The organism is Brevibacterium sp. Mu109, assembly GCF_900169375.1.
Classification (GTDB): domain Bacteria; phylum Actinomycetota; class Actinomycetes; order Actinomycetales; family Brevibacteriaceae; genus Brevibacterium; species Brevibacterium yomogidense_A.
Map to the genome: position 1 here is coordinate 23,541 of NZ_FXZF01000021.1, position 16,351 is coordinate 39,891.

The 16,351-nt window shown below is 69.1% G+C and carries 12 protein-coding genes; 2 read left to right on the forward strand and 10 right to left on the reverse strand.

Annotated elements, in window-relative coordinates; translation table 11 throughout:
• Nucleotides 1-54 precede the first annotated feature (54 nt).
• Nucleotides 55-2,034 carry a M13 family metallopeptidase gene (locus BSP109_RS12620; RefSeq protein ID WP_101601087.1) on the reverse strand — a complete coding sequence of 660 codons (1,980 nt, stop codon included), beginning with the start codon at nucleotides 2,032-2,034 and terminating at the stop codon, nucleotides 55-57.
• 122 nt (nucleotides 2,035-2,156) lie between these two features.
• Here BSP109_RS12620 and BSP109_RS12625 point away from each other — a divergent pair, with 122 nt between their 5' ends.
• A complete protein-coding gene (locus BSP109_RS12625) occupies nucleotides 2,157-2,840 on the forward strand; it encodes a copper resistance CopC family protein (RefSeq protein ID WP_257944687.1) in 684 nt (227 codons plus the stop codon).
• A 196-nt stretch (nucleotides 2,841-3,036) separates the two neighbouring features.
• On the opposite strand, the gene BSP109_RS12630 is transcribed toward BSP109_RS12625, so the two are convergent.
• The 7 genes from BSP109_RS12630 to BSP109_RS12660 all read right to left on the reverse strand — a co-directional run bounded on the left by BSP109_RS12630 (nucleotide 3,037) and on the right by BSP109_RS12660 (nucleotide 12,881).
• Complete coding sequence (locus BSP109_RS12630; RefSeq protein ID WP_101601089.1) at nucleotides 3,037-4,158, reverse strand: glycerate kinase; 1,122 nt, start codon at nucleotides 4,156-4,158, stop codon at nucleotides 3,037-3,039.
• A 235-nt stretch (nucleotides 4,159-4,393) separates the two neighbouring features.
• Nucleotides 4,394-5,650 (reverse strand): MFS transporter, encoded by a 1,257-nt coding sequence (locus tag BSP109_RS12635; RefSeq protein ID WP_101601090.1) that lies wholly within the window; start codon nucleotides 5,648-5,650, stop codon nucleotides 4,394-4,396.
• A gap of 123 nt (nucleotides 5,651-5,773) precedes the next feature.
• Nucleotides 5,774-7,414 (reverse strand): phosphoglucomutase (alpha-D-glucose-1,6-bisphosphate-dependent), encoded by a 1,641-nt coding sequence (gene pgm, locus BSP109_RS12640; protein WP_101601091.1) that lies wholly within the window; start codon nucleotides 7,412-7,414, stop codon nucleotides 5,774-5,776.
• 75 nt (nucleotides 7,415-7,489) lie between these two features.
• Nucleotides 7,490-8,818 (reverse strand): hypothetical protein, encoded by a 1,329-nt coding sequence (locus BSP109_RS12645; RefSeq protein ID WP_101601093.1) that lies wholly within the window; start codon nucleotides 8,816-8,818, stop codon nucleotides 7,490-7,492.
• A gap of 4 nt (nucleotides 8,819-8,822) precedes the next feature.
• Nucleotides 8,823-9,149 carry a rhodanese-like domain-containing protein gene (locus BSP109_RS12650; RefSeq protein ID WP_087003144.1) on the reverse strand — a complete coding sequence of 109 codons (327 nt, stop codon included), beginning with the start codon at nucleotides 9,147-9,149 and terminating at the stop codon, nucleotides 8,823-8,825.
• 146 nt (nucleotides 9,150-9,295) lie between these two features.
• The gene (locus BSP109_RS12655) at nucleotides 9,296-11,131 is read right to left on the reverse strand and encodes a class I adenylate-forming enzyme family protein (protein ID WP_101601095.1); all 1,836 of its coding nucleotides are present in this window, start codon (nucleotides 11,129-11,131) and stop codon (nucleotides 9,296-9,298) included.
• Between the two features lie 244 nt (nucleotides 11,132-11,375).
• Nucleotides 11,376-12,881, reverse strand: coding sequence for an acetyl-CoA hydrolase/transferase family protein (locus BSP109_RS12660; protein ID WP_101601135.1), 1,506 nt, complete (start codon nucleotides 12,879-12,881; stop codon nucleotides 11,376-11,378).
• Nucleotides 12,882-13,064: 183 nt separating this feature from the next.
• Here BSP109_RS12660 and BSP109_RS12665 point away from each other — a divergent pair, with 183 nt between their 5' ends.
• The gene (locus BSP109_RS12665; protein ID WP_101601097.1) at nucleotides 13,065-13,904 is read left to right on the forward strand and encodes an acyl-CoA thioesterase II; all 840 of its coding nucleotides are present in this window, start codon (nucleotides 13,065-13,067) and stop codon (nucleotides 13,902-13,904) included.
• 162 nt (nucleotides 13,905-14,066) lie between these two features.
• Here BSP109_RS12665 and BSP109_RS12670 read toward each other — a convergent pair whose 3' ends face one another.
• Both BSP109_RS12670 and BSP109_RS12675 read right to left on the reverse strand, forming a co-directional pair.
• Nucleotides 14,067-14,852, reverse strand: a complete 786-nt coding sequence (locus BSP109_RS12670; protein WP_087003135.1) for a crotonase/enoyl-CoA hydratase family protein — start codon at nucleotides 14,850-14,852, stop codon at nucleotides 14,067-14,069.
• Between the two features lie 194 nt (nucleotides 14,853-15,046).
• Nucleotides 15,047-16,219: an acyl-CoA dehydrogenase family protein gene (locus BSP109_RS12675; protein ID WP_101601098.1), complete on the reverse strand. Its 1,173-nt coding sequence runs from the start codon at nucleotides 16,217-16,219 to the stop codon at nucleotides 15,047-15,049.
• Nucleotides 16,220-16,351: the final 132 nt, after the last annotated feature.

Below are 16,351 nucleotides of genomic sequence, written 5' to 3' on the forward strand. Positions count from 1 at the left end.
TCACCGGCTCCTCGGTGTCACCGACGGCTCCGTCTCACCGACTGCTCCGTGCCGTCACCAGATGGAGACCCGCTCCTCCGGCGCCATCCACATGCCGTCGCCCTCCTGGGTGCCGTACACCTGGGCGAACGCGTCCATGTTCTTGACGATCTGGTTGCAGCGGAACTCCTCCGGCGAATGCGGGTCGATCGTCAGGCGGCGGCGACGCTCCTCGTCCCGCATCACGGTCCGCCACGCGCGGGCCCACGACTCGAAGAACGCTCGCCCGTCGTCCTCGGTCACCTCGACGCCGCGCTCGGCGGCCCGGAGGTGGAGCGCCTTCCACGCGATCGAGAGACCGCCCAGGTCGCCGATGTTCTCGCCGATCGTCAGCGCGCCGTTCACCGTGTCTTCGTCGGCCATGCCGCGGGGCACGAGCACATCGAACTGGGCGATGAGCGATCCGGTCTGCTCCTCGAATCGTGCCCGGTCCTCCTCGGTCCACCAGTCGCTGAGCGTCCCGTGCCCGTCGTAGCGCGACCCCTGATCGTCGAAGCCATGGCCGATCTCGTGCCCGATGACCGCACCGATCGCTCCCAGATTCTGTGCGTCGGACGCCTCCGGGTCGAAGAACGGCGGCTGCAGGATGGCCGCGGGGAACACGATCTCGTTCATCACCGGGTGGAAGTACGCGTTGACCGTCTGCGGGGTCATGAGCCATTCGGTGCGATCGATGGTCTGGCCGATCCGCTTCACCTGGCGCTCATGCTCAGCCTCGGTCGCTCGGCGCACGTTGCCCACGAGGTCGTCGGCGCGGATCTCGGACGTGTACTCGCGCCACACATCGGGGTAGCCGACCTTCGGCGTGAACAGCCCGAGCTTCTCGAGCGCGCGCTCCTTCGTCTCCTCACCCATCCAGTCGAGCGTGCGGATCGACGAGTCGTACGCCTGGATGAGCGCGTCGACCAGCTCGCTGATCGCCTCCTTGGACGACGGCGGGAACTCCTGCGCGACGTAGATCCGGCCCACTGCTTCTCCCAGCAGCGATTCCACGAGGCTCACGCCCCGCTTCCACCGCTCGCGCAGCTGCGGGGTGCCGGACAGCGACCGACCGTAGAAGTCGAAGTTCGCCTCCACCACGTCGCTGTTCAGGTACGCGGCGAATGCGTGGGCGGTGCCCAGCATGGCCCACACCTTGAGGTCATCCAGCGAGGCCTCCGCCCACACCGTGCCCAGACCCTCGAGGAAGCTGGGCTCGCCCACGATCACGTGGGACGCGTCGCCGGCACCGACCTCGGTGAGCCATCCGCGGACGTCGAAGCCATCGGCCAGCTGCGCGGCCTCATCGATCGTCATGCGGTTGTAGGTCTTCTGCGCGTCGCGCGTCTCCACGACGTCCCAGTGGTCGCGCGCGAACCTCGTCTCGAGGTCGAGCACGGTCTGCGCGATGTCAGCCGCATCCCGTCCGGTGCGTGCATCGATGCCGGTGAGGGTCGCCATGCGGGCGAGGTGCGCGACGTAGAGCTCACGGACCTCCGCGTGCTGGTCCTCCCGGTAGTAGGACTCGTCGGGCAGGCCGATCCCGTCCTGATGGACGTAGAGGACGTAGTGCTCCGGGTCCTTCGCGTCCGCGGACACGTACGCCGCGAGTGCTCCGGGGCTGCCCGAGCGCTCCAGCCGGCCGAGGACGCGCACGAGCTCGTCGTGGTCGCCGGCCGCCTCCAGTGCCGCGAAGTCGTCCTCCAGCGGCTGGACGCCCAGCTCCTCGACCCGGTCCTCGTCCATGAACGAGGCGAAGAGGTCTGCGACCTTCCGCGCCTCCTCGGCGGCGGCATCCGATCCGGTGTTCTCCGCGGCGTGGGTGATGATGTCCCGCACCTTCTCCTCGGCGATGTCGAAGAGTCCGCGGATGACACCGTCTGCGGACCGGTCATCGGGAATGGTGTGCGACGCGATCCACTCACCGTTGACGTGGAGGTAGAGGTCGTCCTGCGGGCGGATGTCCGTGGGGATCTGGGGGGCGTCAGCGGACGCAGTGCTCTGCTCGGTGGTCATACCCCCACACTAGAAGCCCGGGCGCGGGAAGATGAAGTTCCCAGACTCATCACGGATAATCGGAAGGGTCCCGGGTGTGACATCGCACCGCCGGGACCCTATGCACATCCACAGGAGGTCTCGTGACTCTGCGCTCTCGCACGCTCACCGCTGTCATCGCGGCGCTGCTCATGGTGTTCGGCCTGACGGTCGGCCAGGCCGCGCACGCCCATGATCAGCTCGTCGGGTCGAACCCGGAGGAGGGCGCGGAACTCGACGAACAGCCGGAATGGCTCGAACTCGACTTCAGCGGAGAGATCCAGGACGTCGGGACGGAGATCCAGGTCCTCCAGGACGGCGACGAGGACATCTCCGCCGGCGAGGTGACCGTCGAGGGAACCACGGTCTCCTCCGCGCTGCCGGACAACATGACCCCCGGTGACTACACGGTGCAGTGGCGCGTCGTGTCCTCGGACGGCCACCCGATCTCCGGCGAGTTCGACTTCACCCTGACCGATGCCGTGGGCGCCGGTGAGGAAGGCGGCGCTGACGAGGGCGCGGCCGAGGGTGAGGGCGGCGACGGCCCCGCAGAGCTGGGCGGCGCCGCTGTCGACCAGCCGGAGGACGGCGCACAGGACCAGGGCGCACTGAGTGAGGATGCGGACTCCGGCGGCATGTCGACGCCGATGATGATCCTGCTCGTCGTGGGCGGCCTCGCGGTCGTGGTGCTCGTGATCCTGTTGCTGACCCGCAAGCAGAAGGGCCTGCCGGGTACTCCCGGCAACCCGGAGAACCCCGAGACGCCGGAGAAGCCCGACACGAAGTGAGCGACTCCCACTGAAGGGCGGACGAGTCAGTCCGGCTACGAACCGGATTCACGATGAGTCGGCCCGATGACGAGCCAGTCCGACGGTCGAAGCAGCCCGACGATCGAGACAGTCCGACGACGAGGCGCCCCGCACAGCACGTGCGGGGCGCCTCGTCGTGTGCGGGGGTGCCCTATGCTCGGGGCAGCTCCGTGTCCTACGCCCGGAGCAGCTCCGCGAGGCGCTCGCCCGCCTGCCGCACCACTGCGGCGGGACTGGTCATGCACGTCTCCTCAGGCGCGAGCGACCGCAGTTCGACGATCCCGGAGACGCCCGGGGCTTCCTCCGAGGTGATCTCGGCAGCGCCGCACACCACCCACACAGGCACCCCGGCCTCGCGCCCACGGTCGATCACAGCGCCGGGACCCTTCCCACTCAGGGTCTGGACGTCGAAGCGCCCCTCACCCGTGATGACCAGCTCAGCGGAGGAGAACGCGTCCTCGAATCCGACGAGCTCCATGATGTAGTCGGCGCCGGGGCGGACCTGGGCGCCGAGCCCGGCCAGCGCTCCGAATCCGGTGCCGCCCGCCGCGCCGGCACCCGGGGTGAGCGCGATCCGTGCGATCGCCTCGGCGTCGGCTCCGCCAGCATCGGCGAACCGGTCGCGCAGGTGCGTGAGCGCGCGGTCCAGGAGAGCGACCTCGGTGTCGGAGGCGCCCTTCTGCGGCCCGTAGACGGCGGCCGCCCCGGTCTCACCGAGCAGCGGGTTGTCGACGTCGCTCGCCAGCACGACCTCGACGTCGCGCAGGCGATCGTCCAGACCGGTGAGGTCGACCTGGGCGACCTCGAGCAAGCCCAGACCCCCGGTGGGGACGGATTGACCCGAATCGTTGAGGAACTGGGCTCCCAGCGCGGCGAGCATCCCCGCACCGCCGTCCGTCGACGACGAACCGCCCACCGCGAGCACGATCTTCGAGCAGCCGGCGTCCAATGCGGCGGCGACGACCTCGCCCGTCCCGTGCGTCCCGGCGTTGAGAGCGGTGTCCCGCGTGGGGGAGACGAGCGCGATGCCCGACGCCTCCGCGAGTTCGACGATCGCCGTCCGGCCGGACTGCGCCCACGTCGCCTCGACGGGATGCCCCAGCGGGCCGGCGACCGTGGCCGTGCGCTGTTCGAAGCCCGCTGCCAGGGCGGCGGCGACGGTGCCGTCTCCGCCATCAGCAATCGGCACGGAGGCCACGGTGTGGCCGGCGGCGGTCAGCGGCGGAGTGAGTTCCGCAGCGACCTGAGCGGACGTGAGGGTTCCCTTGAACTTGTCGCAGGCGAGCAGGATATGCATGCTCTCAGCCTAGTCGCGGCACACGGTCGGTCTGGTCGGGAAACAGTGCCCGTCTGGTCACGGAACACGCGCCCACATGCCGGAGAACTGAGCCGTGGCGGCCACACATGTTTCAGTCTGACCGCCACGGTGGAATCAGTGTAGCCGACCGGTGAACACGTGTCTTCCCGCAGGTGAGAGCATGTTCGCGACGGCGTCACCCGGCTGCGTCACTCGGCTGCGTCACCCGGTCGCGTCACCCGTTCGGATCCACGACGGGCAGGGACTCCGTGTCGATCGTCTGGCGGCGCGGCCTGCGCAGCGCCGGCGTCCGCGCAGGGTCCATGCCCGGCAGCCCGATGACGGCGACGATGAGCCCGAGCGACGCGCAGATCGCGATGATCCAGATGGCCTCGTGCGCGCCCATCCGGTCGATGACGGTGCCGGCCAGAGCGGACCCGATCGCCACCCCGAACCCCAGCGCCGTGGAGATCCACGCGAGTGACTCCGTGAGCCGCTCCGCGGGTGCGAGCGTCTGGATGACGGAGCTGACCGCGATGAGGCTGGGAGCGATCCCGACCCCCACCACGAAGAGCAGCGCCGCGAAGACCACCATGTCGTTCGCCAGCAGCAGGAGCCACGCGCCCGCGGTGAGCACGGTGAGCATGAGGGGGAAGCGGTACCGCACCGGCATCTGCCAGTCGTACGATCCGTAGATCGTTCCTGCGACCAGGGATCCCGCTGCCAGTGCGCTCAGCGCGATCCCGGCGAACGCCTTCGCCCCCTGCTCGTCCCCGAACCCCACCGCGGTCACATCGATCGCCCCGAACAGCACGCCCAGGAAGATCTGGCACACGATCGCTGCGAGGATCCCCGGGTGGGTGAGCACGCGCCCACCGCCTCCGACGGTGCGGCCCCGCGGCGCGGGTTCCGTCGCCTTCTGCGGGTAGAAGAGCAGTGCCCCCACCGCCGTGGCCACTCCGGACAGCAGGACGCCGGCCGGCGCGAACCACAGAGTCGCGAGCGCCGTGACGACGACGGGTCCGGACACGAAGAGGAACTCGTCCGCGACCGCCTCCCAGCTGAACGCGGTGTCGAGCTGCCGGGAGTTCCGCACGAGTGCGTTCCACCGCGCGCGCACCAGCGACCCGAGGCTGCCCACGCTGGCTCCCACGATCCCCGCCAGCAGGAAGACGAACCCGAACCACCAGTCCAGGAGCACCGCCGCGAGCAGGCCGACGATCCCCACCAGGTGCACGCACACGATCGGCACCATCACGCGCGACTGTCCGTGGGCGTCCACGAGCCTCGCGATGACGGGGTTCGTGACCGCCTGCACGACCATGAAGACGCTCGTGACGAGCCCCGCGAGCTCGTACGACCCCGTCTCGCCCTGGATGAAGAGGACGATCCCGAGCCCCAGGATGGCGATCGGCATCCTGGCGACCAGACCGGCGAGCGTGAACTTCAGCGCCCCCGGCAGGGCGAAGATCTCCGAGTACGTCCGCAGCATAGGGGTGATCCTACGGTCGCGGACGGACGCGGGGGCTCAGCTGCAGACTGAGCCAGCCGCCGCCGAGGTGCCGGTCACCGACCAGCCGACCGGCACCTCGGCGGTCGGAGCCGTCGGATCCGCTCAGCCGAGGACGGAGTCCACGAGCGCGCGCGCCTCCCGCTGCACCTGCGCGAGGTGGTCCGGGCCGCGGAGCGACTCCGCGTAGATCTTGTAGACGTCCTCGGTGCCGGAGGGGCGGGCGGCGAACCACGCGTGGTCCGTGCTCACCTTGATCCCGCCGATCGCGGCGTCGTTGCCCGGTGCCTCGGACCGCACGTCGGTGATGGGATCACCCGCGAGCATCGACTCCGTGACGTTCTTCGCGTTCAGCCGCTTCAGCGCCGCCTTCTGCTGAGGGGTGGCCGGCGCATCGGTGCGCGCGTAGGACGTCATCCCGTGCTCTGCCGCGAGTTCCGCGAAGCGCTGCGAGGGCGTCTTCCCGGTCACTGCCAGCATCTCCGCCGCGAGGAGGGCCAGGATGATCCCGTCCTTGTCCGTCGACCACACGCTGCCGTCACGGCGCAGGAACGACGCGCCCGCGGACTCCTCCCCACCGAACGCCACGGTGCCGGACTGCAGCCCATCGACGAACCATTTGAAGCCGACCGGCACCTCGTAGAGCTCGCGGCCGTGGGCCGCGACGACGCGGTCGATGAGCACGGAGCTCACCAGCGTCTTGCCGATCCGGGCATCGCTCGGCCAGTCGGGGCGGTGCCCCAGCAGGTAGTCGATCGCGACGGCCAGGTAGTGGTTGGGGTACATGAGACCCGCGTCGGGGGTGACGATGCCGTGGCGGTCCGCGTCGGCGTCGTTCCCGGTGGCGATGTCGAAGGAATCGCGGGACGCGACGAGGGACGCCATCGCGTAGGGAGACGAGCAGTCCATCCGGATCTTCTCGTCCCAGTCCAGCGTCATGAACGCGAACGCGGGGTCGACCTCCGGGTTCACGACCGTGAGGTCCAGGTCGAACAGATCACTGATGCCCACCCAGTAGTCGACGGCTGCACCGCCCATGGGGTCGGCGCCGATCGTGATCCCCGCCGAGCGGATCGCGTCCATGTCGATGACCGATTCCAGGTCGGACACGTAGGCGTCCATGAAGTTGAAGTTCGTGGTGTTCTCGAGGTGGAACGCGCGCTGGAACGGTGTCCGCTCGATCGTCTCCCACCCCTGTTCGAGCAGGGTGTTCGCACGCTGCTGGATCCAGTCGGTCGCATCCGTGCCGGCGGGGCCGCCGTGGGGTGGGTTGTACTTGAAACCGCCGTCCGTCGGCGGGTTGTGGCTGGGCGTGATGACGATCCCGTCGGCCAGCCCCTGCGCCGCCGCGTGCTCCCGGTTGTGGGCGAGGATCGCGTGGGAGATGACGGGAGTGGGTGTGTACCCGTCCCGGTCATCGATCATGGCCGGCACCGCGTTCGCGGCGAGCACCTCCATCGTCGTGAGGAACGCAGGCTCCGACAGGGCGTGCGTATCGCGTCCGACGAAGATCGGTCCTGTGTGCCCCTGCGCGCGGCGGTAGTCGACGATCGCCTGCGTCGTTGCGGCGATGTGCGCCTCGTTGAAGGACCTCGTGAGGCTCGAGCCCCGATGACCGGACGTCCCGAAACTCACGCGCTGGGCGGCATCCACCGGGTCCGGGACGAGGTCGTGATACGCGTCCAGGAGCTCCGGGATGTCGACGAGGTCGCGCTCCTCCGCTGGCTGGCCTGCTCGATTCTGCATGCCCTCACTATGCACAAACGGTATGGATCTGGGGTCGGATTCTCGCATAGTGGCCCCTTCTGCCCATCCGACTGCTCATCCGCGCGCGCAGCCGGTGCCGGAGGCCACCTTCGTGAGCATGCCGTCCATGCGGGTTCCGCCCATCACGTCGACGGTGTATCGGCCGTCGTCCGCGGTGACGAGCGAGGGCGCCTCCCCGTCCTCCACGTGGTCGGCCTCCGTCGAACCGACGTACGGATACTCGGCCAGCGACATGCCCATCCGCATCGGCGCCGCGAGCGTCACGGTGTCCGGCATCTCGCCCAGTTCGGCCTCCCACGCGAGGCACGTGCCGACCCAGTCCGGCTCCCCGTCGGCGGGGGAGTAGTAGGTGGCCTCGAACGTGCCCCACGTCCTCGTCTCGGAGCGGTAGCCACGGTGCGCGCCCTCCTCGGCGAACTCCGAGGATTCGGCGTCCGGCTCGCCCAGGAACGCTGTGATCGCGTCGAAGGCCTCATGGTCGGAGAGGTCCTCCTGGCCGGGCAGGACACCGTCGTCGCCGTCGACGCCCACGACGAGCGTCTCGTCCGGTCGCGGCACGGAGTCCATGAAGTCCTCGACGTGGTCGATCTGCCGGACGGATCCGGACTCGCTGTCCCACGCGACGTTCTTCCAGCCGATCCCGCTGGGCTCGTCCGTGTCGCCGTCGCGCTGCTGCCGCACGTAGTAGCGGTAGCCGTCGCCGTTGCGCAGGCTCGAGTGGAGGTGGGCCACGCCCATGCCTGCGGGTTCGTGGGTCAGGAGGTCGACCGCCGAGGCGCTGGTCTCCTCTGCCTCGTCACCGTCCGCTTCGTCCGTGATCGGATCGCCCGCGGTGACCAGCCCCATGACCTGAAGGGCGTCCTGGGTGCCGCCGACGAACAGTTCGCCGGAGTCGAGGAGGGCCTCGGCCCCGTCCGGTGCGTCGCCGCCCACCGCCGAGCACGAGAACGGCACGGCCGCGTAGCTGCGGCCGTCCGGTCCGATCTCGACGTATCCGGCCCCGCCGGTGATCGTGAGTTCGACCTCGGCGCCCATGTCTGTGAGCTCCGGCGAGGGGTTCGACGGTGCGAACGTCGCCCGTCCGCCGTCCACGGTGACGGGGCCGTCGTGGTGGCAGGCGGGGATCCGGTCGTACGGCGCGGAACCGAAGTCGATGTCGAGCTCGCGCGTGATGGCGGCGGCGAAGTCATCGCCGGCCGCGTCGTCATCATCCGCCGCCGCGGTGGCGGCCTCATCGGTGGCGTGGGCTGTGGAGGCGTCGGGCGCCGGGGTGGTGGCCCCGGCCTCGGCGTCGGTGTCCTGTGAGCAGGCGGTGAGGGCCACGAGCGCCGAGGCGGCGAGGACGGCCGCAGCCCGCCCCCGCATCGTGCGGAGAGTCGTCACCGGGTCACTTCACCCACGGCTCGTCGTCGCCCTCGGCGACGATCGGCTTGCCGTTGTCCAGGTTCCAGGCTCCCATGCCGCCGGTGACGTCGATCGCGTCGAAGCCGTTGTCGTTGAGCCACATGACGGCCTGGCGCGACCGGCCGCCGGTGCGGCACACGACGTAGACGTCCTCGTCGAGCGGCACCTCGCCGTAGCGTGCCGGCAGATCCGCCAGCGGGATGTGCAGTGCTCCCTCGATGTGGCCGGCCGCCCATTCGTCGTCCTCGCGGACGTCGAGGATCGGAGCGCCCTCGGGGATCTCGTCAACTGATGCGCGTGGATTGTCCATGGGAGAAGTCTACGAGTCGGATCCGTCGAGGATCGTATGGAGGTGTGACGGATCCGGAACGACCGGCGGACGACGGCACCGCTCTGGTGAAGCAGGGCGGTGCCGTCGTCAGTCAGAGGAGTGCGTCAGTCACTGCTCCGACCCGGTCACAGGCGTGCGCGCAGCTCCGTCTTCAGCACCTTCCCTGCGGTCGAGGTGGGGAGTGCGTCGACGAAGTGGACTTCGCGGACCTTCTGGTAGGGCAGCACCTGACCGGCGAACCAGTCCATGAGCGCCTTGGCGTCGCCGTCAGTCTGGGCAGTGTCAGGACGATGCACGATGAAGGCGATCGGGACCTCGCCCACGTCTGCGTCGGGGCGACCGACGACCGCGGCCTGCGCGACGTTCGGGTGCGCGCTGAGGATGTCCTCGAGCTCGCGGGGGTACACGTTGTACCCCTTGTAGAGGAGCATGTCCTTCGCGCGGTCGTGGATGCGGACGAAGCCCTCGGAGTCGATGGAGGCGACGTCGCCCGTGCGCAGCCAGCCGTCGACGAACTGCGCCGCCGTCAGCTCCGGAGCATCGGCGTAGCCGGCGGTGACCTGGGGGCCGCGGACCCAGAGCTCTCCCTCGCTGCCGGAGGGGAGGACCTCGGTGCCGTCTGCGGAGCGGATCTCCAGCTGCGTGTCCGCGATCGGAACGCCGACTGTGCCCGGCTTGCGGGTGCCGCCGACGGTGATGTCCGAGGCGGTGACGACGCAGGTGCCCTCGGTGAGGCCGTACCCCTCGCCGACGATCGCGTTCGGCATGACCTCGGTGATCTTGCCCAGCGACGTCGCGTCGAGCGGCGCCGCACCGGACATGGCGGCTCGGATGGTCGGCGCGGTCTGGCCGGTTTTGGCCGCGTGCGCCGCGAGTGCGAGGTACATGGGCGGGTTGCCGGACGTGTACTCCGCCTGCCAGCGGTCGCACAGGTCGATGAAGGTGTCCGGGCGGAAGCGGCCCGTCAAGACGGTCGTGACGCCGCCCAGGGTGAAGAGTGCGATGCTCGCGATGCCCTGCGCGTGGAACAGCGGCGGCACCTGGATCGCGACGCCCGCGCCCCGGCGCAGGAGCGGTTCGCCGAGAGTCTCGATCGGGACGAGGTCGAGGTCTCCGTCCGCGTCCCGCACGATGCGGACGTGCAGTCGCCATGCGGCGACCTGCGTGACGTTGTCGATCACGTTGCGGTGGAGGACGCGCACGGCCTTCGAGCGGCCCGTCGTGCCGCCCGTGAACTGGTAGTGGGCGACCTCGTCGGAACCGGCGAGGACGGGGGCGAAGGAGGAGGCGGCGTCCGAGGCATCGACCGAGGCGGATAGCGCGGCGGCGTCCGATCGTTCGGCGACCGCGACCTCGGCGGCGGTGGATGCTGCGGCGGGAGCCGCGATCGCGGCGGCGAACGAGGCGAACCGGGGCTGGGAGGCGTCGTCGACGGCCTCGCGGGCAGCGGTGAGCTCCTCGTCCGTCGCCGGACCCGCCCAGGTGACGCCGGTGATGAGGATGCGGGTGAGGTCGAGGTCGTCGGCGGTCTCGAGTGCGGCGGCGAGGTGCGCCGGGTGGGTGATGAGGAGGTGGGCCTGCGCGTCCGTGAGCTGGCGGGCCAGCGCGGGCGCCGGCTGGAGGGGGTTCACAAGGGTGACAGCGGACCCGGTGAGCAGCGCGCCGAAGTAGGCGATGGGGAAGTCGAGGGTGTTCGGCAGCTGGATCGCGACGACCCGGCCCGGTCCGGCGCCATCGGCGGCGAGCCGTTGCGCGAGGCGCGAGGCCCGGGCGAGGAGCTCCGCGAAGGTGATGGTGTCTTCCCCGTCGATGAAGGCGAGGCGGTCGGGATAGCGCTTCGCCGAGGACAGGAGGATCTCCGGAACCGCCGCGGGGGTGTAGTCGAGCTGCCGCGGCATGCCGGCGGGGAAGTAACCCGTCTGCGCGTCGTGGTCAGCGGTTCCGTGGTCCGTGGTCGTCATCGATCCTCCGTAGTGAACTGGTGGCGCGGTCGTCGCGCAGACACGGTGCAGGGCCGTGCACTCACTGTCGGAGCATAGAACTGTCTGATCGTTCGTTCAAGACGAGGGGGTGGATGCGGATGGCGGCGAATGCGCGGGGGCGGAAAACGGAGCGAAAGCTGCTGGCGGCGAGAGCGCACCCGCGCGAGAGGCTTCGTCGCATGCGGCGGTCTGCCGCAGCCCGGGCGCTACATGCGTCTGTGCACTACATGCGTCCGTCCGTCGCGGCCCGCTGGTGCCAGCTGAGTGCCTCCTCGAGGAGGTGCGGGGCGTGGCGGGCGGTGGTGTTCTGTGCGTACGCACGATCGTGGTAATCGTGCAGACGGTCGCGGAAGTCCGGGTGGGCGCACTTGTCGATGATGCGCTTCGCCCGCTCGTTCGGGGCCGTGGCGCGCAGATCCGCGACGCCCTGCTCCGTGACGATCACGTGGACGTCGTGCTCCGTGTGGTCGACGTGGGGCACCATCGGCACGATCGCGGACAGCGCTCCGTTCTTCGCAGTCGACGGGGAGACGAAGAAGTTGAGGAAGGCGTTGCGGGCGAAGTCGCCGGAGCCGCCGATCCCGTTGATCATCTTCGAGCCGTTGATCTCCGTGGAGTTCACGTGGCCGTAGATGTCCGTCTCCACCATTCCGTTGATCGCGATGACGCCCAGGCGGCGGACGATCTCCGGGTGGTTCGACATCTCCTGGGGGCGCAGGAGGATGCGGCCCTTGTAGGACTCGATGTTCCGGTTGAACTCCTCCGCGACCTCACGGGTGAGGGAGAACGACGTGGCGGAGATCGAATCGAGCTTCCCGGAGTCCAGGAGCCTCAGCAGGTTGTCCTGGATGACCTCCGTGTACGAGGTGAGGTGCTCGAACTCTGAGTTCGCAAGTCCGGCGAGCACCGCGTTCGCGACGTTGCCGACGCCGGACTGCAGCGGCAGGAGGCTCTTCGGCATGCGTCCGGCGGAGACCTCGTGGCGGAGGAAGTCGATGAGGTGGTCGGCCATCGCCTCGGACGCGTCGTCCGGTGCTGCGAACGTGTTGTCGCGATCCGGTGCGTTCGTGTGGACGACGGCGACGACTTTGTCAGGATCGACGCGCAGGTAGGGATCGCCGATGCGCTGGAGCGGATCGAGGATCTCGATCGGGCGGCGGTGCGGGGGCAGCTTCGTGCCGTAGTAGACGTCGTGGAACCCTTCGTATTCGCGCGGGTGCCAGTCATTGACCTCGAGGATGACTTTGTCCGCGAGGTCGAGCCACGTCTTGTTGTTGCCCACCGAGCTGCCGGGGACCAGCAGGCCGTTGGGCAGGATCGCTGCGACTTCGACCACGGCGACGTCGAGGTTGCCGTGGAACCCGAACCACACCTGCTGTGCGAGGTGCGACAGGTGGGTGTCCGTGTATTCGACGTCGCCCGCGTTGATCTGCTTCCGCAGGTCCGGGTCGGACACGAACGGAGCGCGCTTCGCGATGCCGTTCACGCGGGCGAGTGCGCCGTCGACCTCTTCGCCGGTGGAGGCGCCGGTGAGGAGGTTGATGCGGAAGTCCTCTCCCGCTGTGTGCGCGGCGTCGATGCGTTCGGCGAGCGCTCCGGGGACGGCCTTCGGGTGGCCGGCGCCGGTGAAACCGCTCATGCCCACGGTGTCTCCGGGGCGGATATGCTCCGCGGCGCGGTCAGCTGTGGTGACCTTTGCCGCGAGGGTCGGATTGGTGATTCGATTCATGCGCACATTGTCTCAGTCGATGCTCAGGAATCTGAAAGCCCCTGGTGGGAGGGTCTGCCGGGCGGTGGGTGGTGATGCACGACGATCCGTTGCAGGCCTGTGTACGGTGGGCGCTGGGTGCGAGCCGCATCCCGCTTCGGCCTCGTCGACCTTGGCCCTGGACCATACGGAAGGACCGCGCACATGATCGATGCTCTGCTGAATGTGTCGGAGGTGGAAGCCGACGTGTTCGAAGGGCAGCCCCGACTCGGGACGATCCTCCCGAAGGCATTCGGCGGTCACACGATGGGGCAAGCACTCGCCGCCGCGTGCCGCACTGTCGACGACTCGCGTTCGCCGGTGTCCGCGCAGGGCTTCTTCCTGTCGGCGGGGGACACGGACGGTCCGACTCGGTTCACGGTCGAGCGGGTGCGCGATGGGCGGTCCATGGATATGCGCGCGGTACGAGCACATCAGGGGCACCGCGAGATCTTCCGTCTGACGGCTTCGTTCCAGACAGAGGAATACGGCTTCGCGCACGAGGCACCGATGCCGCTGGCTGCTCCTCCGGAGGAGGTGCCGCCGCTCGTCGACGTCATGGACCGGCACAGCTCACTGGACTCCGGTCCATGGCGGACTGAGTGGTCGTTCCTCGATCTGCGCTACGTCGAGGAGAACCTGATCGACCCCGCGCCCGATCGCGGTCGCCAGCAGCTGTGGATGCGGTTGCCTCAGGCAGGGAACGGAGAGCCCTGGCGGGGGAGGTGCCTCGTCACATACGTCAGCGACCTCGCGCTGCTGGCCGCCTCGCTGGTGCCCCATGGGGTCATGCTGGGTGCGCCGGACATCCCGCGTGCAACGCTCACCCATTCCGTCCATTTCCACGCCGACCCCACCCCGGGGGAGTGGGTGTTCATCGATCAGCGGTCGGAGTGGGCGGGCGGTGGGCGCGGGCTGTCGCATGCGGCGATGTACTCGCGCGATGGTCAGCGGCTGGCCACCTTCGTCCAGGACGGGCTGATCAGGCAGCGGCGTCCCCGCTGAATCCGCGCCAGCTGAATGCGATCCAGCTGAACGTGACCCAGCGCTGCCAGGGCTGAATCGCGGCGGCCCCGCCGCCCGGAAGGGGCAGGCGGGGCCGCGGCGGGCTGACCTGTGCGTCGGCGGCGACTGAGCGTCCGCACTGAGCGTCAGCGGCAGGTCAGGTCACTTCCCCGTCCACTGAGGTGCGCGCTTCTCCGCGAAGGCGCGGGAGCCCTCCTTGGCGTCCTCCGACGCGAAGACGTCGGCGACCAGCGGTGCCTGCTTCTGCCAGACCTCGTCCTGCGTCCAGTCCTGCGACTCGACGATGACCTGCTTCGACACCTTGACCGCGAGGGGTCCGTTCGCGGCGATCGTCTGTGCCAGCTCCAGGGCGCCGTCGAGTGCCTTGCCGTCCTCGACGATCGTGTTGACGAAACCGTGCTTCTGGCCGAACTCCGCGCCGTACATGTTGCCCGTGAGCGCCATCTCCATCGCGACCGCGCGGTGCGTGCGCTGCGGCAGGACCGTCACACCGCCGGCGGCGGCCACCAGGCCGCGCTTCACCTCGGGCGTGCCGAACTTCGCTGTGTCCGCCGCGACGACCAGATCGCACGCGAGCATCGTCTCGAACCCTCCGGCCAGCGCGTAGCCCTCGACTGCTGCGATGAGCGGCTTCTTGGGCGGCGCCTCCGTGAGCGACAGGAAGCCGCGTCCGTCGATGGACGGGCGCTCGCCGCGGAGGAACCCCTTGAGGTCCATGCCTGCGCAGAAGGTCTTCCCCGCACCCGTGATGACAGCGACGAACAGATCATCGTTCGCATCGAAGTCATCGAGGATCTGGGCCATCATCTGCGCCATGTTCTGCGTGGCGGCGTTCTTCGCCTCCGGCCGGTTCAGGGTGATGACGAGGACATTGCCCTGGACCTCGGTGAGGACCTCTGCGGTCTGCGACTCGGTGTTCTCCGACATGCGTGCTCCTTTGCTTCGAATGCTTCGAGTGGGTGTGCGGTGCCGACCTCGTCGAGGTCCTGCACGGATGTTCAGTATTGCAGGCCCGAGGTCCGGGCCGGGGAGTCAGTCGGACCCGGACCAGCCGAACCCAGACCGGAGCCGGGACCCGGCCCGGACCTCGGGCCCGGTTCGACTGTCAGAGCCCCGCCGGCTCACGACCGGCGTGCTGACAGCCCCATGTCCTTGGCGATGATCGTCTTCATGACCTCCGACGTGCCGCCGTAGATGCGGGTGACCCGTGCGTCCGTGTAGAGGCGGGCGATCGGGTACTCGAGGATGTAGCCGTAGCCGCCGTGCACCTGCAGGCAGTTGTCGATGACCCGGCCCTGGACCTCGGTGGTGAACAGCTTCACCCGCGCGGCGTCGGCCGGGCTCAGCTCGCCCGCGTCGTGCGCCTCGAGTGCCTGATCGAGCATCGCCTGCGCGGCCGTCGTCTCCGTCGAGCACTCCGCCAGCACGAACTTCGTGTTCTGGAACGAGGACAGGGGCTGGCCGAACGACTTCCGCTCCTGCGCGTACTCGGATGCCAGGCGGATAGCCGCCTGCGCGGTCGACACAGCGTTCACCGCGATCGTCAGTCGCTCCTGCGCGAGGTTGTGTGACATGTACTCGAACGCGCGCCCCGGCTCGCCCAGGATGTCGGCGTCGGCCACGACGAGGTCGGTGAAGTGCAGCTCCACCGTGTCCTGGCTCTTGATGCCGATCTTCTGCAGGCCCCGGCCCACCTCGAAGCCGGGGGAGTCGGTCGGGACGACGAAGATCGTGAGGCCTCCGCGGCGGTCGTCCGGGTCGTACGCGCTGGTGCGCGCGATGACGAGCACGAGGTCCGCATTCGCACCGCCGGAGATGAACGTCTTCGACCCGTTGAGCACCCAGGCGCCGTCCTCGCGCTGCTCCGCGCGCGTGCGGATGCCGGTGAGGTCCGAGCCCGTGCCCGGTTCCGTCATCGCGATCGCGGCCATGAGGGTGCCGTTCGCCATCCCCGGCAGCCAGCGGCCCTTCTGCTCGTGAGTCGCGTACTCGAGGATGTAGGGGGTCACGACGTCCTGGTGGACGCGCAGCGAGCCCAGGCTGGTGCAGGCCCGCGCGGTCTCCTCCGTGAGGATCGCGTTGTACTTGAAGGTGTCGGTCTGCCCGCCGCCCCCGAACTCCTCCGGGATCTGCAGGCCGATGAGCCCCAGTTCGCCCATCTTCGCGAACACGGCCTTGTCGATCCGACCGGCGTCCTCGTACTCCTGGAACTTGGGCGCCAGCTCGCGCTCGACGAACTCGCGAGCCAGGGCGCGGAAGGACTCGTGGTCCTCGGTGTAGACGGTTCTGCGCATGGAAGGGGTCTCCGTTGACTGTGGTGGGGTTGACTGAGATGTGGACGGCTTTTCCGGAGGTATCGAACAATCGTTAAGATTGTTTTCACGCTATAGGGTGCACGAAAGCGGTGCAACTGGACTGCGGACTGA